This window comes from Sorangium sp. So ce367 (genome assembly GCF_051520455.1).
Classification (GTDB): Bacteria; Myxococcota_A; Polyangia; order Polyangiales; family Polyangiaceae; genus Sorangium; species Sorangium cellulosum_B.
The window spans coordinates 9,150,063-9,167,252 of sequence record NZ_CP150334.1 but is presented as its reverse complement, the minus strand read 5'-3'; the positions used below and the strand labels follow the sequence as shown (position 1 = coordinate 9,167,252).

18 protein-coding genes are annotated in these 17,190 nt (G+C 71.2%); 5 read left to right on the top strand and 13 right to left on the bottom strand.

Annotated features, from left to right (window positions below):
• Window positions 1-33: 33 nt before the first annotated feature.
• The 3 genes from WME97_RS34850 to WME97_RS34840 all read left to right on the top strand — a co-directional run bounded on the left by WME97_RS34850 (window position 34) and on the right by WME97_RS34840 (window position 1,462).
• The gene (locus WME97_RS34850; protein WP_437544040.1) at window positions 34-453 is read left to right on the top strand and encodes an STAS/SEC14 domain-containing protein; all 420 of its coding nucleotides are present in this window, start codon (window positions 34-36) and stop codon (window positions 451-453) included.
• A gap of 161 nt (window positions 454-614) precedes the next feature.
• Window positions 615-1,040, top strand: a complete 426-nt coding sequence (locus WME97_RS34845) for an STAS/SEC14 domain-containing protein (RefSeq protein ID WP_437544038.1) — start codon at window positions 615-617, stop codon at window positions 1,038-1,040.
• Complete coding sequence (locus tag WME97_RS34840; protein WP_437544036.1) at window positions 1,037-1,462, top strand: STAS/SEC14 domain-containing protein; 426 nt, start codon at window positions 1,037-1,039, stop codon at window positions 1,460-1,462. Before WME97_RS34845 ends, WME97_RS34840 begins: the two co-directional genes overlap by 4 nt.
• Before the next feature lie 8 nt (window positions 1,463-1,470).
• Here WME97_RS34840 and WME97_RS34835 read toward each other — a convergent pair whose 3' ends face one another.
• The 9 genes from WME97_RS34835 to WME97_RS34795 all read right to left on the bottom strand — a co-directional run bounded on the left by WME97_RS34835 (window position 1,471) and on the right by WME97_RS34795 (window position 10,464).
• Window positions 1,471-3,084 carry a S8 family peptidase gene (locus WME97_RS34835; RefSeq protein WP_437544034.1) on the bottom strand — a complete coding sequence of 538 codons (1,614 nt, stop codon included), beginning with the start codon at window positions 3,082-3,084 and terminating at the stop codon, window positions 1,471-1,473.
• 63 nt (window positions 3,085-3,147) lie between these two features.
• Window positions 3,148-3,795, bottom strand: coding sequence for a hypothetical protein (locus WME97_RS34830; protein WP_437544032.1), 648 nt, complete (start codon window positions 3,793-3,795; stop codon window positions 3,148-3,150).
• 445 nt (window positions 3,796-4,240) lie between these two features.
• Complete coding sequence (locus WME97_RS34825) at window positions 4,241-4,720, bottom strand: hemerythrin domain-containing protein (protein WP_437524352.1); 480 nt, start codon at window positions 4,718-4,720, stop codon at window positions 4,241-4,243.
• A 323-nt stretch (window positions 4,721-5,043) separates the two neighbouring features.
• Window positions 5,044-5,757: a pirin family protein gene (locus tag WME97_RS34820; protein ID WP_437555550.1), complete on the bottom strand. Its 714-nt coding sequence runs from the start codon at window positions 5,755-5,757 to the stop codon at window positions 5,044-5,046.
• 118 nt (window positions 5,758-5,875) lie between these two features.
• On the bottom strand, window positions 5,876-6,835 hold the full coding sequence (locus tag WME97_RS34815) for a GNAT family N-acetyltransferase (protein WP_437544030.1): 960 nt from the start codon (window positions 6,833-6,835) through the stop codon (window positions 5,876-5,878).
• 70 nt (window positions 6,836-6,905) lie between these two features.
• On the bottom strand, window positions 6,906-8,081 hold the full coding sequence (locus WME97_RS34810) for a hypothetical protein (RefSeq protein WP_437544029.1): 1,176 nt from the start codon (window positions 8,079-8,081) through the stop codon (window positions 6,906-6,908).
• The gene (locus WME97_RS34805; RefSeq protein ID WP_012239182.1) at window positions 8,078-8,308 is read right to left on the bottom strand and encodes an acyl carrier protein; all 231 of its coding nucleotides are present in this window, start codon (window positions 8,306-8,308) and stop codon (window positions 8,078-8,080) included. Before WME97_RS34805 ends, WME97_RS34810 begins: the two co-directional genes overlap by 4 nt.
• A 15-nt stretch (window positions 8,309-8,323) precedes the next feature.
• Complete coding sequence (locus WME97_RS34800; protein ID WP_437544027.1) at window positions 8,324-9,133, bottom strand: acyltransferase; 810 nt, start codon at window positions 9,131-9,133, stop codon at window positions 8,324-8,326.
• Window positions 9,134-9,435: 302 nt separating this feature from the next.
• The gene (locus tag WME97_RS34795; RefSeq protein WP_437544025.1) at window positions 9,436-10,464 is read right to left on the bottom strand and encodes a lysylphosphatidylglycerol synthase domain-containing protein; all 1,029 of its coding nucleotides are present in this window, start codon (window positions 10,462-10,464) and stop codon (window positions 9,436-9,438) included.
• 123 nt (window positions 10,465-10,587) lie between these two features.
• Between WME97_RS34795 and gor the strand changes: the two genes are divergently transcribed.
• A complete protein-coding gene (gor, locus tag WME97_RS34790) occupies window positions 10,588-12,015 on the top strand; it encodes a glutathione-disulfide reductase (protein ID WP_437544023.1) in 1,428 nt (475 codons plus the stop codon).
• 169 nt (window positions 12,016-12,184) lie between these two features.
• Window positions 12,185-12,775 carry a DUF420 domain-containing protein gene (locus WME97_RS34785; RefSeq protein ID WP_437544022.1) on the top strand — a complete coding sequence of 197 codons (591 nt, stop codon included), beginning with the start codon at window positions 12,185-12,187 and terminating at the stop codon, window positions 12,773-12,775.
• Between the two features lie 148 nt (window positions 12,776-12,923).
• Here WME97_RS34785 and WME97_RS34780 read toward each other — a convergent pair whose 3' ends face one another.
• The 4 genes from WME97_RS34780 to WME97_RS34765 all read right to left on the bottom strand — a co-directional run bounded on the left by WME97_RS34780 (window position 12,924) and on the right by WME97_RS34765 (window position 17,076).
• Window positions 12,924-14,429 carry a hypothetical protein gene (locus WME97_RS34780; protein ID WP_437544020.1) on the bottom strand — a complete coding sequence of 502 codons (1,506 nt, stop codon included), beginning with the start codon at window positions 14,427-14,429 and terminating at the stop codon, window positions 12,924-12,926.
• Between the two features lie 99 nt (window positions 14,430-14,528).
• Window positions 14,529-15,188, bottom strand: coding sequence for a sulfite oxidase heme-binding subunit YedZ (locus WME97_RS34775; RefSeq protein WP_437544018.1), 660 nt, complete (start codon window positions 15,186-15,188; stop codon window positions 14,529-14,531).
• Between the two features lie 2 nt (window positions 15,189-15,190).
• Window positions 15,191-16,246, bottom strand: a complete 1,056-nt coding sequence (msrP, locus tag WME97_RS34770; RefSeq protein WP_437544016.1) for a protein-methionine-sulfoxide reductase catalytic subunit MsrP — start codon at window positions 16,244-16,246, stop codon at window positions 15,191-15,193.
• 47 nt (window positions 16,247-16,293) lie between these two features.
• Window positions 16,294-17,076: a DUF5995 family protein gene (locus tag WME97_RS34765; RefSeq protein WP_437544014.1), complete on the bottom strand. Its 783-nt coding sequence runs from the start codon at window positions 17,074-17,076 to the stop codon at window positions 16,294-16,296.
• Between the last annotated feature and the right edge of the window lie 114 nt (window positions 17,077-17,190).

Genomic DNA, 17,190 nt, shown 5'->3' with positions numbered 1-17,190 from the left:
CGCGTGTCGCGGGGATGGGCTACCATGCCTGGCATGAGCGATCCCCGTCCGGAGGGCGCGCGCTTCGAGCTCCGGGAGGAGCCCGATGGCCTCCTGGTCATCGCGACCGACGGCGATGTCCTGGAGGACAACGCGCGCGCGCTCGTGGACGCCTTCCAGCGCCTGACGGACAGCGGCCGCGAGGTCCTGGTGCTCGCCGACGCGCGACGCTGCGGGGCGGTCACGCCGGGGGCGCGGAAGGTGTACCTGGATGGGCTGCGCTCGGCGCGCCTCGACGGGATCGCGGTCTTCGGCGCGGGCTTCCATATCCGCGTCATGGCGACGCTCATCGTGAAGAGCATCAACCTCCTCACGAAGCGGTTCCCCTTGCTCGTGTTCTTCGAGACGGAAGCCGAAGCGCGCGCGTGGCTCCTCAAGCAGCGGGGAGCGCTCCGGGCCGGGCGGCGGATTTAGGCGTGACGTCACCCTCCGCGGCGCGCGGGCGACCCGGCGCATGCGGGGCCCCGAGCCGCGACCCACGCGCTCGATCGGCCGCTTCGCCCCTCGTCGCCCGGGTGGCGTCCGTGATCGAGCGAACGTCGTACCGCCGCGCAAACGAGCTACCGTGCAACGCCATGAGCGACCCCCGCATCGACGACGCAAGCCGGGCCCTCCGCGAGGACGCCGAGGGGATCCTGTGCACCGCCATCGAGGGCGACATCTCGGACGACACGGCGCGCGCGATCGCCGCCGCGTGCAGGCGCCTGTCGGAGAGCGGCCGCGCGGTCCTCGTGCTCTCCGATGCGCGCCGCACCGGGACGATCTCGGCGTCGGCGCGCAAGGTGATGGCGGACGAGCTCCGCGGCGTGCGCTTCGACGCGATCGCGCTGTTCGGCGCGAGCTTCGCCGTGCGCGTCGTCTCCACGCTCGCCGCGAAGAGCGTGCAGCTCCTGACGAGGCAATCCTATCCTGTCGAGTTCTTCGAGACGGAGGGCGAGGCGCGCGCGTGGCTGCTCGCCCGGCGGGATGCGCTCCGGGCCACGCGGCGGCGGGGCGCGTGAGCGATCCCCGACCGGAGGGCGCGCGCCTCGACCTCCGCGAAGAGCCCGACGGCGTCCTGTTCGTCGCGATCGTGGGCGATATCTCGGAGCAGGTGGCGCGCGCGATCACCGCCGCGTGCCAGCGCATGAGGGACAGCGGCCGCGACGTGCTGGTGCTCTCCGATGCGCGCGGCAACGGGGCGCTCCCGCCTCCGGCGCGCAAGACGTTCGCGGAAGGGCTGAGCTCGGCGCGCCTCGACGCGGTCGCTGTCTTCGGGGCGAGCTTCTCCCTCCGCGTCATCGGGACGCTCGTCTTCAAGAGCATGAACCTCCTCGCGCAGCGCTCGCACGCCATCGCGTTCTTCGACACGGAAGGCGAGGCGCGCGCGTGGCTCCTCGCGCAGCGGGACGCGCTCCGGGCCGGGCGGCGGCCTGGAGCGTGACGTCCCCCTCAGCGGCGCGCGCGGGCCGCGCCGCGCCGGCGCGCCGCCGCGGCCAGGCCGAGGAGCGCCGCCGCCGCGAGGCCTCGCCGCTCGCCTGAGCCCGCGCCGGCCGAAGCGCACGCGCAGCCGGCGCGCTGGTCGCCGGCGCCCTCGCCGCCTCCCGAGAGCGGCGGCGGCTCGTCCCCGAGCACCTCCGTGAGCGCCGCGACAGGGTCGATGATCCCGTGCCCGAAGAGGGGATCGTGCCCGCTCTCGTCGGGGATCGCGTAGGGCGCCAGCCGCGCCGTCCGGATCATGACGTCGTACAGCTCGCCCGCCGTCCGCTCGGGCGCGGCGCTCACCAGCAGCCCCGCGACGCCGGCGGCGACAGGGCACGCCGACGAGGTGCCGCCGAACCGCGAGGTGTAGTCGCTCGCGTCGTCCCCCTCGCTCCCGGCGATATCGGTGCTCAGCGTCCCCGTGGGCGCGACGAGATCGATGGATCTCCCGCGGTTCGTGTACGGCGTCGCGTCTTCCAGGTGGTTGACGGCGCCCACGGTAAGGACGCCCCGCACGGCCTGGAGCTCGTCGTCGAGGATCTCCCGGTCGTCGTTGCCGGCGGCGAACAGGACGAGCGCCCCCTTCCCGTTGCGCCCGGCGTCGAACAGGCGGTTGATCGCGGCCTCGACCACCCTGGGGACGGGCATCGGGTCGGCGTACCCCCAGCTGTTCGACACGACGGCGGCGTTCACCTGCAGGGCGAACTCGAAGGCGTCGACCGAGGCGGAGATCGGCCGCGGCTCGTCGTCGATCAGCCGCACGCACCGCAGCCTGCAGGCGGGGCAGCCGCCCGCGATGCCCACGCCGTTGTTGGTGTCGGCGGCGATCAGGCCTGCGCAGGCCGTCCCGTGGTTCACGCTCTGCTCGCCCGGCTGGTAGGTGGGGTCGTCGTCGTCGTCGATGACGTCCAGCCCTGGATCCATCTTCGCGGCGAGGTCGGGGTGATCGAGGTCGCAGCCGGTGTCGATGACGACGATGGACGTGGCCGCCTCTCCCTGCGTGCGCCCCCAGGCATCCTGCATCCGGAGGTCGTCGAAGTACCACTGGTCGGGCAGCCGCGGGTCGTCCGGCGCGAACGGCGCGCCGTGCGCCTTGAGGCGCACGTGGAGGTCCGGGATCGCCTCGCGCACGAAGGCCGGCCGCGCCGAGCCCTGGAGGCGCTGGGCGAGGTCGAGGCCGTCGCCGCCGGCTGCGTCCCTGACGAGCCACAGCCCGATCGAGGGCATCAGCGGCCTCACCAGCTCCACGCCAGCGGCGCCGAGCGCGTCGAACGCGTCCAGCGCGCCGGGCTCGACCTCCACGATCGCGGTCGCGCCGACGCTCGCCTCGACCGTCCGGCCGCCTGGATAGCGGAGCCGCACCGGCGCGAGCGCACGCGGCGTCGAGGACGCGTCCAGCGCGGCAGGACCGAGCCGCTCGACGGCGACGTGGCGCCCGCCGTCCATGAACCATGCGTCGCTCGCTTCCTCCGCCTCCTCGCGCTCCTCGTGCACGGCCGCGCGCGGGCTGGCGAGGCCGTCGCTCGCCATGGCGGCAAGGAGGAGCGCCGCCGAGGAGAGCACCGCGGTCGGCTTGCGTCTCATGGCTCTCCTGGATCTACCGGACCGCGCGGCGCTCGGTCTACCGGAGAGCGCGCCGCGCTGGGGCTAGCCCTTCCCCGGGCCCCTGATCACCATCGCCACGAGCAGGTCCCTCATCTTCGAGAGCTCGTCCCGCACCGCTCCGTCGTCGGGGAGCGACGTGAGACGCAGCGTGACGCGCTCCAGGAACTGCTGCCGCGCCCTCTCGAAGCCCGGCACCTGCTGGTCGTGCAGCGCGCAGGTCACCAGCTCGTGATCGAGCAGCCGCCAGAAGAACTTGCCGTCGACGGTCGTGGCGCCGAGCCTCCCCGTGAAGCCGACGACCGCCCGCGCTCCCGCGTCGAGGAGCCTGTCGAACAGCGGGCCGTTCGCGGTCTCGCCGCAGCAGAAATACAGCACGCGATTGCGCGCCCAGAGCTCGATCTCCTGCGCCGGGCTCTCGTGCGACAGCAGGATGCCGTCGGGCGACTCGTCGTCCACAACGCAGCTCGTCTTGCCGTGGGACGACACGACGATCGCCCGGAATGGATTGCCGGTGCTTTCGGCGCGCGCGATCTGGCGGAGTATCCGGCTCCGCTCCGCGCTGGCGCGTCCGAACGGTACGATGGAGAACTGCTCTCCCATACGCCCGTAGAGCTGCGTGCGTCCAGCCGCGAACCACGCGCTGTCCGGGTCGAAGGATGTGTCAATCGAGAGTACAGGTCGAGCTGTCATCCTACCTCCGTCGAAGATCCCCCGGTGAGCGTTGGACATCGCTCGCGCGCCGGACAGCGCCCGCTGCGCCGAGCCGCTGGCGTACGGCATCAGGCCCTGTCCATCGGCTCCTTCGCAGCATGCTCTCTTCCCGCGGCCATTCCGGACCCCTGCCACGAGACTCGCAGCAGTCTAGAATAACGACCGTAGGGGAACTCCGACTAGAAAAATCGCATTCGCTCCGACGAATTTCTCAGGTTTCGCTGGCCTGTATGGTGGCGGTGGCGGTGGCGCTGGCGCGCGGGTGCAGCTCAGGTTTTTACGTCCCGCTTCAGCACGCGCGTGTTGCGTGAGGGTATCGTTTCTAACAGTTCTAACAGTTCTAACAGTCGTCCAGTCGTCTCTGGACTGCGTGTCCGGGCGCTCACGGCCCCGGGGAGAGGGGGCTGGAGAGGCAGCTCATGGTTCAGGGGAGGGGCGCTGCGGCGTCGGTCTGGCCCAGGACGAGCCTGCGGGGCTCCCCCTGCTGCAGCGCGCGCATCCTCGCGTGCATCTGCTGCCCGAGCGCTTCGCGCGCGCCGTCGTCAAGGAGCTTCCTGACCTTGGGGAACAGGTGCTCTTCCTCCTCCTTGTGGTGGTGCTCGAGCTGCTCGGCGAGCACATGGAGCTTGGCCCCGAACGTCTCGTCCGCGGCGTCGAGGGCCACGAGATCGGCCAGCACGCGCTTGATGGACAGGTGCTCCTCCAGCGACTCGAGGAGGATATCCTCGGTGCGGCGAGCCCGGACCGCCGGGTAGAAGTCCTGCTCTTCGATCGTGATGTGGGTGGCGAGGAGGTCGGCGGCAGCGGAGAACTGCGCCGCGGTGACGGAAGAGGCCTCCTTCAGCTCGGAGAATCGCTGCTCGAGCTCGCGGTGGTGGCGTACGAGGAGATCGATGGCGTCCATGAGATCTCTATGGAGCGTATACCGCCGGCGAGCAAGCGGGAGAGACACGCAAAGCCCGCCAGATCGAGATTCACGGATTCAGCTGCCTCGTGGCGTCGGATCCGCAGCGCGGCGGCGACATGGCGCGTCTGCGGGGGACGAGCGAAGAGGGATGACGATCATGGCGGTATGTCGCGCCGCCGCCCGCAAGGTGCCTGTTTGCCCCAGGGAGCTCCCTTGCAGGCGGCAGGCGTCTCCTGACGCCGTGAATCATGCGCGCGATCTCCCGCTGTCTTTTCTGTCTCATCGAGCCGCCGGGGAGCGGGGCGCGCGAGAGCCGCCCCTCAGGCGAGGTCGAACAGCAGCACCTCGCCCGCGCCCTTCCCGACGAGGTGGAGCGACTGACCTGCTCCTCCCGCGCCGGGTGCTCCGATGGCCGCCGCGTCGCCGGCCTCGAGCAGCGTCCCGTTCAGCTCGACGCTCCCGCGCGCGACGTGGACCCAGGCGTTTCGGCCGGCCGGGAGCTCGTAGCGCGCCTCTTCGCCTTGCTCGAAGAGCCCCGCGAACAGGCTCACGTCCTGGTGGACCGTCACCGAGCCCTCGCGCCCGTCCTGCGAGGCGACGAGCCGCAGCTTGCCCTGGCGCTCTTCCTTCGAGAACGCCTTCTGCTCGTAGCTCGGCGTATACCCGCGCCGATCCGGCACGATCCAGATCTGCAGCAGGTGGGTCACGCCCGCCTTCGAGGTGTTGTGCTCGCTGTGGTACACGCCCGTCCCCGCCGACATGCGCTGGACCTCGCCAGGGCGGATGGTCGACCCGTTCCCCATGCTGTCCTTGTGCGCGAGCTCCCCCTCCAGGACATAGGTGACGATCTCCATGTTCTGGTGCGGGTGCATCCCGAACCCCCGCGACGGGGCGACGCGGTCGTCGTTGATGACCCGCAGCGCACGGAAGCCCATGTGCTCCGGATCCTGGTAGTCGGCGAACGAGAACGTGTGGAACGACTGCAGCCACCCGTGGTCGGCATAGCCCCGCTCGCCAGAGCGCCGGATCACCATCGAAGAAGTGTTGTTGGCCATGACCTCAGCATGCGCCCGCCGATCCATCTTGTGAATCGGCATTGTTCTCATGGCAACCATCTACAATGTAGATGGTTGCCCCTGGGACACCGTTGCGTCAGACGACCTCGAGGTTGGTCGTCTCGGCGTCCAGCCAGGGCCCGCCCTTCGGCTGGATCACGAATGCGTCGAAGGTCGCGGCCGTCGCGCGCACGCCGGCCGGCCTGAGCTGGTCCTCGGGGACGATCGCCAGGTTCGGCGCGCTCACCGTCGGCGTGGTCGCCTTTCCGCCGAAGGCCTCCGACGCCCCGCGCATCACCGCCGCGAGCCGGTCGGCGGTCGGCTCCGGCAGGAAGAGCGCGCCGAGCGTCGCCACGCGGTCGATCCCCCGGGCGGTCGCGATCTCCGACAGGAACACCACCGCGGCGCCGACGGCCTGGCCCGCCTCCTCGACGAGCAACAGCCGGCGCGGCCGTGGATCGCGGAGGGCGTGCTCGAGGTGCGCCGCGTCGGGCGCCGACCACAGCACGCGCTCGCCGCTGCACGTCGCCATCACGGCGAGCACGTCCTGCACGGCCGATGCAGGCGCGGCCACGGCCCGCGGCGGCGCGGCGCTCGCCCGGGGGAGATAGCCGTGGTTCCGGCACGCGGTGAGCTGCTTCAGCTCGAGACCCACCGCTGCCACCGCCTTGAAGAGCACGCGCTGCGCGGGCGCGGACCGCGCCTCCACGAACACCGCGATGGGCAGGGGGGTCTCCCGGAGGCCGGCGAGGAGCTCCGTGTACAGCCGGCTCGCCAGCCCTTGCCCCTGGAACTTTGGCCGCACGCTCACGAACGAGAGGACATATCCCTCCGACGTGGCGCCCCGGAACCGGAAGCGGCGCGGCGCGACGCCGATGAAGCCGGCCGGCTCGCGGCCCTTTCGCGCGAGCACGGCCTGCGGCGACGGGCCGGGGAAGCCGAACTGCCATCGCAGGTAGCCGGCCGTGTAATGGAGGGTCGGCGGAGACCACGCCTCGCGCAGGACGAAGCTGGCCTCGTCCGCCGCCGCGACCGGATCGACGCGCTCGAACTTCATGGACGCGAAGCCTCTCTGAACCCCCAGGAAACGGAACTGCGAGCAAGCGGCGGAGCGGCGATGCGCCGCTCTACAGGGTTGCCATCTCGGGAGCGCGCCGCACGACATCGGGCCAGCCGGACGGATCGTCGCCGTGCTGGGCCAGGAACGCGTAGACCCACCGCTCCAGGCCGAACGCGATGCACACGCTGTGCATCGGGCCCGCGCCCTCGACATCGCAGCTGAACGCGCGGCCGAAGAAGTCGGTATGGTAGTTCAGCGAGCCGGCCGCCACGCGCTCGTCCTCCGGGAGCATCAACGAGATCTCGTATTTCGTCTCGCTGCTGATCTGGAAGTACGTCTTGGCGGCCGCGTCCGGCGCGATGAAGAACGGGTCGCTCGCCGTCCGGATCTCGCCGGCGAGCCGGTGCTCGTCGAGGTAGCGCGCCACGATCTCGTTCCCCTGCTCGCGCAGCGCGAGGACGTTCTCCCGCGACCCGAGGAAGACGATCTCCCGCATCGTGAACTCCCAGAGCCTCCGCAGGTCGACCATCTTGCTCGACTCGTAGCGGAAGCAGCGGCCCGCGAGGGCGTAGCGCGCGCCGCCGGCCGGCAGCACCCGGCCCCGGTTCGCCGCGTACACGTGGTAACAGACCGCCGGCGAGAGGCACACCTCCGGCTGCGCCATGTCGCTCAGCGCGCGCTCGTCGAGCGTGTCCCGGTCCTGATGCCGCGCCCGGAAATCCTCGATGAGCGGCATGTCCTCCGGCAGGTGGCACGTGAACGTGACGATGTGCGGGAACGAGCGGAAGTAGTCGCACTTCGCCAGCGTCGCCGCCGGGATCAACGTCGGCACCAGGATCGGGCTCGGCGAGAACGGCGCGCCGAGCGCCTCCAGCGAGCGATCGAAGTAGCGGTAGAGCCGCAGCGGGATGCCCTCGAGGGCGACCTGGCCCTGGCCCATCTGCGTGATACCGGCCGGGAGCGCGCCGCCCCGGAACTCCACCCGATCGCACGCCGGGCTGCGGTACACGAGCTTCCGCGTGAGCTGGCGCAGGCTGCGCTGCATGGTGCGCGCGATGCCCTCCGCCGCCTTCGCGAGGTCGGCCGCGCGCTCCTCGGGGGCCTCGAACTCCAGCGCGGCGCCCTCGCGGACGAAGCGGATGTTCGCGATCTCCTTCGAGAGGAAGGCGATCTGCTTGGGTATCTCCTCCTGCGCCATCTCGGTCGCAGGCGCCGCGAGCTCGACGGTGACGACCTTCCTCACGGCGCGAGCTCCTGGATGAGGGAGCTCAGCGCGCGCGGCGTGCGGGCGACGCTGAACCGGTCGTCGGGGAGCGCGACGTTGAACCGGTCCTCCAGCTCGGTGAGTAGCTGGAGCGCTCGAACCGAGGAGAACCCCGCGTCGTAGATGTCGTCATCGGGCTTGATCGCGGCGGGCAAGCGGCCGACCGTGACGATGACATCGATCACCTTCTCCACCTCGATCATCATGAAAGAACTCCAGGGTTAAGATGCGCTGTCGGAGCCCGAGCGACGCGCAGCGTCGTCCGCGCCGTGCCTCCTCGCATTCGCATCGGCGCGGTCCGCCGCGGGTGCGATGGGCGGCGGCGGCTCGGTCGTCCGGAGTGATGCCACCCGTCGGGCCGGATTGCCAGCGACGACGGTGTACGGAGGGACATCGGCCATCACGATGGATCCCGCCGACACCACGCTGCCCTCGCCGACCGTGACCCCCGGGAAGATCGTGGACCGGGTCCCGAGCCAGACGTTGTCCTCGATGACGACCGGCCGCACCTCGGCGTCCGAGGGAGGCAGGCCCCGCCTCCGGGCCTCCGGATCGCTCGGGTGGCCGCTCGAGTCGAGGATGAAGACGCCCGCCGCGATCATGCAGTGCTTGCCGATGGTGACCGACTTGCCGACGACGATCCGGCAGCCGTGCCCGATCCCGGTGTTGTCGCCGATCCGCAGCGTGGGGCGGTCGCAGAACCGCGCGGCGAAGATGAAGTCGGTCTTGCCGTCGAGCACCACGTTATCACCGAGGATGATGTCGCCCCGCCCAGTGATGAAGTGGATGAAGGTCCCCGTCCGGACACCCTTGCCGTACTGCGCGCAGTGCGACTTGAAATGCGGCTCGCAGACGAGCACACGCGCACCGAAATAGTACACCTCGCGCGCGGCCTCGAACGCCATGCGCATCGGGACCACGAGCGGCCGCGGCGCGGGCAGGGTGAAGCTGCGGACCTGCCGGCGCACGTGGCGCAGGGCGCGGGCGACGTCGTGATCCGAGGAGGCGAGGAAACGAACCAGGTTCTTCATAGAGGGTCGCTCGGCGCGGACTGGTCCAGTCTGCGATGTTCAGCGGGTCGCACGCGGCCAGAAGGACGAAACGAACGCCAGGGGGCCGGAGACTATAACCCGAAACTCGCCACGCCGAACCTGCTCTTGGCCGACCTATCTCTCTTCGGCCTCTGCAGGGCCTCTTTGGTCTCTGCAGGGCCTGTTTGGCCTCTGCTGGGCCGCTCTTCCGCCGCTTGCAGCTCTATGGCAAACGATGCGCCAATCGAGGTTGGCGAGTAGCCTGGTTGAAAGATTTTGAAATACCGTGACGGCGAGCCGCGTTACGCCGCGTCATGACCGGACGGAGGAGCGTCGACGGGGCGCTTTGCCTCCATATGGGGCAAAACGCCCCGGAGGAGGGCCAGGCCGAGCGCGGCCTCGACGAGCGTGAGCGCCACGGCCCACGTCGTCGTCGAGGCGGCGATGGCGGCCAGGCGTGCGTCGCGCGTCGCGCCGGCCGCGAAGCCCTCGAAGAGCGCGGCGGCGAGCACGTCGCGCGTGCCGAAGCCCTGCGGCGTGATGGGGAGCGTCACCGCCACCATCAGGATCGGGATGTACGTGAGGGCGGCTCCAAGGGGAATGCGCACGTCGAAGAACCAGAAGGGGAGCCAGGTGCCGGCGAACAGGACGAGGAGATGCGGGATGCGCGCGGCGAGGGCGACGAGGTGGCCGCGCACGCCCGCCTCGAAGAGCGGGGCGAGGAGCTTCGTGCGGGCGAGACGGGCGGGGCGCAGCGCGAGGATCGCGAGGTAGAGCGCGCCCGCCGCGAGGAGCAGGGCGGACCCGGCGAGCGGACCGCCGTTCGCGGGCACGGCGACGGCGCCGAGCAGGAGCAGGCAGCCGAGCCACGACGCGTACACGACGAGCGTCGCGCCGGCGACGCGCGCGAGCGGCACGGCGTGCACGCGCGCGAGGAAGACCGTGACGAAGGCTTGACCGACGTGGTGGTTGAGCAGCGACGGGAGGTAGGAGGCGCCGCGGAGCACGAGGAAATCGCGGAAGGCGACGGGCGCGATCAGGCGGCGGTAGACGAGGACGGTCGCGAACGTGTCGGCGCCGAGGAGCGCGAGGACGAAGAGGGCGGCGAAGGCGACGAAGAGCGGGGCGTCGACGCGCGACAGGGCGGCGCGGAAGGCGTCGAAGTCGAGCCGGCCGAGGACGAACGCGACGAGCGCGGCCGCCAGCGCGAAGGGCAGGGCGCGGCGCGCGCGTCCCGCGAGGCGCGGCGCAGGACGCTCCTGCAGGTCGCCGTCGCGCGGGCGCGGTGGCGGAGCGTCGGCGAAGGTTCCCGTGTGGGTCGAGGAGCGCAACGGCGGGACCGTAGCAGAATCCCCGCGCCGGTGGCCGAGCCGAAGCCGGAGGGAGCGGAGCCCGTCGCGCGCGACCGCACGGCGCGCGGCGACCGCGCCCCACATGGGGCATAGTCGTCCGCCATGTCCAAGTACGATTACGATCTGTTCGTCATCGGCGCCGGCTCCGGCGGCGTGCGCGCAGCCCGCATGGCCGCTTCCTACGGCGCCCGGGTCGCCGTCGCCGAGTCGCGCCACCTCGGCGGCACCTGCGTCAACCTGGGGTGCATCCCGAAGAAGCTCCTCGTCTACGCCTCGCACTACGCCGAGGACTTCGAGGACGCCGCCGGCTACGGCTGGACGGTGCCTGGCCACGGCGCCGGCGGGAACGGGCACGCCGGCCCGTCGTTCGACTGGCCGACGCTCCTCCGCAACAAGGACAAGGAGATCGAGCGCCTGAACGGCGTCTACGAGCGGCTCCTGAAGAACTCGGGCGCCGACGTTCGGCGGGGGCACGCCCGGGTCGTCGATCCCCACGCCGTCGAGATCGACGGCGTCAGGATCACCGCCGAGCGGATCCTCGTCGCGACCGGCAGCTACCCCTGGATCCCCGATCTCCCCGGGCGCGAGCTCGCCGTCACCTCCGACGACCTGTTCCACTTCCAGGCGATGCCGCGGCGGGCGGTCATCGTCGGGGGCGGCTACATCGCGGTCGAGCTCGCCGGCATCCTGCACGGCCTCGGGGCCAGGGTGTCGCTGGTCCACCGCGGCCTGCACCTCCTGCGCGGCTTCGACGACGACATCCGGGCGTTCCTGGCCGCCGAGATCCAGAAGAAGGGGCTCGACCTCCGCCTGGGCGCGAGCGTCGAGAGCATCGCGCGGCAGGGCGACGCGCTCGTCGCGACGCTCGCCGACGGCACCGAGCTCGCGGCCGACTGCGTGCTGTACGCGACGGGGCGCCTGCCGAAGACCAAGGGGCTCGGCCTCGAGGAGGTCGGGGTGAAGCTCGACGAGGAGGGCGCGGTCGTGGTGGACGACGCGTTCCAGACGTCGGTCCCGTCCATCTTTGCGCTCGGCGACGTGATCTCGCGCGTGCAGCTCACGCCCGTGGCCATCGCCGAGGCGATGGCGCTGGTGAAGACGCTCTTCCGCGGCGAGCGCGCGCGCGTGGACTACGCCGGCATCCCGACCGCCGTCTTCAGCCAGCCGAACGTCGGCACCGTCGGCCTGTCCGAGGCGCAGGCGCGAGAGCACCACGACGTCGCCATCTACCTCTCGACCTTCCGCGCGCTCAAGCACACCCTCTCCGGGCGCGAGGAGAAGACGATGATGAAGCTCGTCGTCGACCGCGCGACCGACCGGGTGCTCGGCGTCCACATGGTCGGCCCCGACGCCGGCGAGATCGTCCAGGGGTTCGCCGTCGCGCTGAAGTGCGGCGCGACCAAGGCGCAGTTCGACGCGACGATCGGCATCCACCCGACCGCTGCCGAGGAGTTCGTGACCATGCGCGAGCCGCTGCGGAACGCGGATCGCAGCCCCACGCCGATGGGGATCGCGCCGAGCTCCGCCTAGCCCACGGGTCGCTCGGGGCGGCTCTGTCTGCGCCCGTCCGCTTCGGTCGGCCTGCGAGCGCTGGCGTTCGTCTCCGTCGGCTCCCGTCGGCTTCCGTCGGCTTCCGTCCGCTTCCGTTCGCTGATCCGAGGTCGCCCGCTCGCGTTCGCGCTCGGCGCGCTCCTCTGGTATGGACCGCGCGATGTCGTCCCACGCCTCGAGCCACTTGAAGCCGGTCGGCCTGCTCGCCCGCACCAGCGACCGCTCGTTCTACGCCTTCAATGCCGTGCTCTCCGCGGCCGCGCTGGCGTTCCTCGCCTACATCCTCATCATCCGGCGGGGCGCGGGCGGCGCGGATCTCCGCTTCATGCCGCCGCTGAACGCCGCCTTGAACGCGACGGCCGCCACGCTCCTCGTCGCGGGCTGGATCGCGATCAAGCGCCGCGCGATGGTCGTGCACAAGTACCTGATGGTCTCGGCGTTCGCCGCCTCGTCGCTGTTCCTCGTCGGCTACCTCGCCTATCACTTCGTCCACGGCGACACGAAGTACCAGGGCACCGGGCCGCTGCGCGCCGTCTACTTCGCCGTCCTCATCTCGCACATCGTGCTCTCGGCGGGCATCGTGCCGCTCGCGCTGACGTCCTTCTACTTCGCCTACAAGGCGAACTTTGCGAAGCACGCCAAGGTCGCGCGGGTGACGCTGCCCCTCTGGCTCTACGTCTCCGTCACCGGGGTGCTCATCTATTTCATGCTCCGCGGGAGCACCCCCGCGGTGCCGTGAGCGGCGGTCACCCGCTTCGGATACGGGCCCATCTCGACGTTTTCGGTGCTCAGCGCACCGGAGTGCGCTTCCGCGCCGAAAACGCCGATCTGGGCCCGTCTCCTGTGCGGGTGACCGCCGCTCTGCGACGCCTCGTACCAGGGGCGCTCTAGAAGTCTTTGATGCTGCCGCGGCGCCCCTGGAACCCTCCGAAGACGTACCGGTAGGCCGAGAGCACGGCGTACGAGAGCTCCTCGTACTGGTAGATCTCCTCCATCAGCGGGATCGGGTCCTGATAGAGCGTGTCGCTCGCCACGATCCTGGGCCACGGCAGGCGGTCCGGGTCGGCGCCAGGCACGCCGGCCTCCTTCATGACCTTGAGGAACTCGTGGGCGAGGAGGCCCTGGCCGATGACGCTCGGGTGAACGCCGTCGAGGCTGACGATGCCGCCGGCCCTGCGGCGCCCGGCGCGATCGACGTGGTAGAAGCGGGTGTCCATCGGCGGCGCGACGTTGGCCGCGAAGTACGCGGGGAACTCGTACGCCGGCTCGCCGCCGGTGCGCCGGTACGCGAGCCGGTCCAGGCCGCCGGAGACGTCGACGAGGTGATACCGGGGCGTGCGGTGGCGGGCGTTCTTCTCCTCGATGAGCCGGACGAGCTGCGCGTTGCAGGCGTCGACCGTCTCGTCGATGCGCCGCGCGTCCGCCGCGGTGAGGTGCGGCGCGCCCGCCTCGATCAGGCGGGTGCCCCGAGCGAGCGGGGGATAGGTGTAATAGGGGTAGTAGCGCGGCAGGCCGGGCAGCGGGTCGCCGACGCCCGTGGCGATCGGCACGATCGTCACGTGAGGCACGTTGGCCACGAACACCCGCCAGCCCGGGCTCTCGTTGCGCCGCATCAGGGTGTCGACCCGGTCGAGCAGCTCGCCGTACTCGGCGACGAAGTCGTCGGGCATCCAGAGGTTCCACTGCGCCCGGGTCCGCTCGTCGAAGCTGAGCGAGGCCGGCCGCCGCTCGGGCCTGTCCTCGGTCGCCGCGACGCTGAGGAGGATCGCCGAGCCGACCGCGTTGTTGGGGCCGAGCCAGAGGAGGAGGTTCTCGACGCCCTCGCCGCGCGCGTGGTGGCCGAGCCAGTCGAGCTGGCTGTACCCGTCGAGGCGCTCGTCCCGCGACGGGTTGAGGACGCGGAGCGCGGTCCGGTAGAACGCCGCGTTGGGCCCCTGGAAGAAGCCGTTCCTGGCGCCGGGCGCCGCCGCGATCCGCTCCCTGCAGAGCCTCGGGGTCACGAGCCACGCGTCGGCCACGTCGAAGCCGTACACCGAGACGTTGTGGAACCAGGGGACGCTCCCGCCGCGGTAGCGGCCGGCCCCCTCGCCGCGCTCGTAGTACTCCTCGGCCACGTCGAGCACCCGGTTGATCTCCAGGAGGACGGCGGCCCACTCGAGCCTGTCGATCGTGGCGCCGAAGGCGAGCTGGAGGCGGCGGAGCACCACCTCGAGATCGAGCAGCAGCCCGTGGGCCGGGTAGTCGGGCACGCGGTACGCCGGGCTCGACAGCGCGTCGCCGACGTCGACGCCGAGCGCATGCGCGATCCACGTGGAGTACGCGAGCTGGGTGCGCGCCGCGCCGAGCGACATGAAGCCTTGAGAGATGCTGTCCCCGATGGTGAAGAGCCTCATGACGCCGTCCTCACGCGTTCCACGTCGAAGCCCCATGGTACCCGAACGCGCGTCGCCGCGCGGCAGGTTCGCCGCGCGGCGACGGCGCGACGCTGGCGCTCAGCGCGGCGCCGCGCGCCTGTGCAGGACGGCGCTCGCGATGCGCACGGCGAAGAGGAGCGCGAGCAGCGCCGCGTAGATCATCGGCTCTGTCGCGTCCTTCTTCACGCGGAGGAAGAAGTGCACGATCCCGAGGACGGCGGCGGCGTAGGCGAGGCGGTGCAGGCGCTTCCAGCGCGCGGCGCCGAGGCGCTTCAGCATGCGCGCGGTCGACGTCGCCGCGAGCGGGACGAGCACGAGGAGCGCGACGAAGCCGGCGAGGAGGAAGGGGCGCTCCGTGAGGTCCTCGACGATCGCGCGCACGTCGAGGCCCTGATCGACGATCGCATACGTCAGGAAGTGGGCGCACGCGTAGAAGAACGCGAGCAGCCCGAGCGCCTTGCGGATACGCAGCGGAAAGGTCCAGCCCGACACGAGCTTGAGCGGCGTCGCCGCCAGCGAGGCGATGAGCAGCACGAGCGCGAGCAGGCCGAGCTGGTTCAGCGCCTCGGCGACGGGGTCCGGGCCGAGCGCCCCGGCCCCGGCGCGCAGGCCGAGCACGGCGAGCGGGATCAGCCCGCCGGCGACGACCGCGGGCGGGAGCCAGCCGAGCTTCCGGCCAGCCGGCACGCCGGCGGCGACAGCGCGCGGCGGCGACATCGTCCTCGCTGGCGCGCGCATCGTCAGAAGCTCTCCCGCAGGTCCATCCCGCTGTAGAGGCCGGCGACCTCCTCCGCATAGCCGTTGAATGGCAGCGTGGGGCGGCGACGGAGCTCACCGATCCTCCGCTCCGTCGCCTGGCTCCAGCGCGGGTGATCCACCGCGGGGTTCACGTTCGCATAGAACCCATACTCGTCCGGCGCGGCGCGGCTCCAGCTCGTCCCCGGCTGCCGCTCGGTGAGCTTGATGCTGACGATCGATTTGCACCCCTTGAAGCCGTACTTCCACGGCACCACCAGGCGAATGGGCGCTCCGTTCTGGCCGAGCAGCGATTTGCCGTAGAGGCCCACGGCCAGCATCGTGAGAGGGTGCATGGCCTCGTCGATCCGGAGCCCCTCGACGTAGGGCCACTCGAGCACGTCGCTCCGCTGGCCGGGCAGCTGCTCTCGATCGAGCAGCGTGGTGAACTGGACGTACCGGGCGCGAGAGGTCGGCTCGAGGCGCCTGAGCAGCGCGCCCAGCGGGAACCCGAGCCAGGGGATCACCATCGACCACGCCTCGACGCAGCGCATTCGATAGACGCGCTCCTCCAGGGGAAACCATCGGAGGAGGGTGTCGAGGTCGATGACCTCGGGCTTCTTCACCTCTCCCTCGCACGCGACGGACCAGGGGCGGAGCCTGAGCCGGCCGGCGTTCTGGGCCGGCTCCGACTTGCTCAGGCCGAGCTCGTAGAAATTGTTGTACGAAACGATGTCCTCGTAGGAGGTCCGCGCTTCGTCGGTGACGAACGGGTCTCTCGAGCTCGTCCCGGAGGACGACGCGCCGGCGGCCAGCGGCCCCGGCGGCGCTGCCGCGCTGCCGAGCGGCGCGGCGGCGCTGCCGAGCGGCGTGGCCTCGCCGCCGGGGGCGCCGGCCGCCGAGAGGCGCGCCGCGCCGCCCGTGAGCCAGACGAGGCCGCCGCCCATGGCCGACGCGGTGCCGGCGAAGAGCGCCGCGTTCTTGAGGAGCTCGCGCCGTCGCAGGTAGAGCGCTGGAGGGGTGATCTCGCCGGCGGGCGGTTCCTTGGGCAGCTTGCTCATGCCCCCATTCTACGATCGGGCGGGGCTCCGGTTGCGGTCGGTCGCGATCACGCGGCCCTTGACAGGAGGCGGAGCGCCGTATGCGGCGCCTGGTGGAGCGAGGGCAGCGCGAGCATCTGGGCGATGCGCATGGAGCGCCGCTCGATCCCGCGGGAGAGCGCCGCCCGCTCGCTCCCGCTGCGCGCGGCGAGGAGCGCCAGGACGTCGTCCCAGACCCGCTCGCGCCACCGCGAGAGCATCTCCATCGACACCCAGACAGCGACCTCCGGCGCGGTGTCCAGGAAGAACGCGCTGAGGGGGCAGCCGTGCCGCGCGGTGAGGCGCGCGAGCGCCTCGATGACCGAGGCGCGGAGCAGCGAATTGATCTGATCGTGATCGTGCTTGAGCCGCGCGAGCATCGTCCGGTCGGCGCCGTGCCCGAACTCGACGATCGTCGCGTGGATCCCGAAGATCAGGTCGTAGTTGATGTGCGCGCTGAAGCCGAGCAGCGCGTTCTGCACGGGGGGCGTGAACCGCGACGCCGTGCTTGCGTACGCGATGTGCCAGGCGCCGCAGTCCTGCGCCGCGCCCCGATCGTACCAGCCGAGCGTCTGGAGGTACCGCTCGCAGAACCGGCCCGCGAGCCGCGAGATCCACGCCGGCTCGAGGAACATGCCATCGCGTCGCTCGACCTGCGCCGCGACCGCGCGCGTGACGATACCGTAGACGTCGGTGAAGGCCGCTCGCCGATCCCCCGCGGCGAGGAGCCGATCCGTCACGGTGTCGAGAGCAACGGCAGCATCGTGGACGCTCGTCGGATGCAGATTAAGGCCGTCGATGCAGCACCTCATGAAGTTCCCCTCCTACTTCTTCGCTCGTCCAAGAGACCTGTCTGATGTTCGAACTCCCGCATCCGACCAGCCTCGCAGACCCCGGCGCGCGCCGAAGGCGCGCAGCGGGAACGG

What these genes read in the sequence shown, in the direction of transcription:
- gor (WP_437544023.1), top strand. Translation starts at nt 10,588, where the DNA reads ATGTCCAAGTACGATTACGATCTGTTCGTCATCGGCGCCGGCTCCGGC.
- WME97_RS34800 (WP_437544027.1), bottom strand. Translation starts at nt 9,133, where the DNA reads ATGAAGAACCTGGTTCGTTTCCTCGCCTCCTCGGATCACGACGTCGCC.
- msrP (WP_437544016.1), bottom strand. Translation starts at nt 16,246, where the DNA reads ATGAGCAAGCTGCCCAAGGAACCGCCCGCCGGCGAGATCACCCCTCCA.
- WME97_RS34775 (WP_437544018.1), bottom strand. Translation starts at nt 15,188, where the DNA reads ATGCGCGCGCCAGCGAGGACGATGTCGCCGCCGCGCGCTGTCGCCGCC.
- WME97_RS34780 (WP_437544020.1), bottom strand. Translation starts at nt 14,429, where the DNA reads ATGAGGCTCTTCACCATCGGGGACAGCATCTCTCAAGGCTTCATGTCG.
- WME97_RS34765 (WP_437544014.1), bottom strand. Translation starts at nt 17,076, where the DNA reads ATGAGGTGCTGCATCGACGGCCTTAATCTGCATCCGACGAGCGTCCAC.
- WME97_RS34830 (WP_437544032.1), bottom strand. Translation starts at nt 3,795, where the DNA reads ATGACAGCTCGACCTGTACTCTCGATTGACACATCCTTCGACCCGGAC.
- WME97_RS34820 (WP_437555550.1), bottom strand. Translation starts at nt 5,757, where the DNA reads ATGGTGATCCGGCGCTCTGGCGAGCGGGGCTATGCCGACCACGGGTGG.
- WME97_RS34805 (WP_012239182.1), bottom strand. Translation starts at nt 8,308, where the DNA reads ATGATGATCGAGGTGGAGAAGGTGATCGATGTCATCGTCACGGTCGGC.
- WME97_RS34850 (WP_437544040.1), top strand. Translation starts at nt 34, where the DNA reads ATGAGCGATCCCCGTCCGGAGGGCGCGCGCTTCGAGCTCCGGGAGGAG.
- WME97_RS34845 (WP_437544038.1), top strand. Translation starts at nt 615, where the DNA reads ATGAGCGACCCCCGCATCGACGACGCAAGCCGGGCCCTCCGCGAGGAC.
- WME97_RS34815 (WP_437544030.1), bottom strand. Translation starts at nt 6,835, where the DNA reads ATGAAGTTCGAGCGCGTCGATCCGGTCGCGGCGGCGGACGAGGCCAGC.
- WME97_RS34835 (WP_437544034.1), bottom strand. Translation starts at nt 3,084, where the DNA reads ATGAGACGCAAGCCGACCGCGGTGCTCTCCTCGGCGGCGCTCCTCCTT.
- WME97_RS34785 (WP_437544022.1), top strand. Translation starts at nt 12,185, where the DNA reads ATGGACCGCGCGATGTCGTCCCACGCCTCGAGCCACTTGAAGCCGGTC.
- WME97_RS34825 (WP_437524352.1), bottom strand. Translation starts at nt 4,720, where the DNA reads ATGGACGCCATCGATCTCCTCGTACGCCACCACCGCGAGCTCGAGCAG.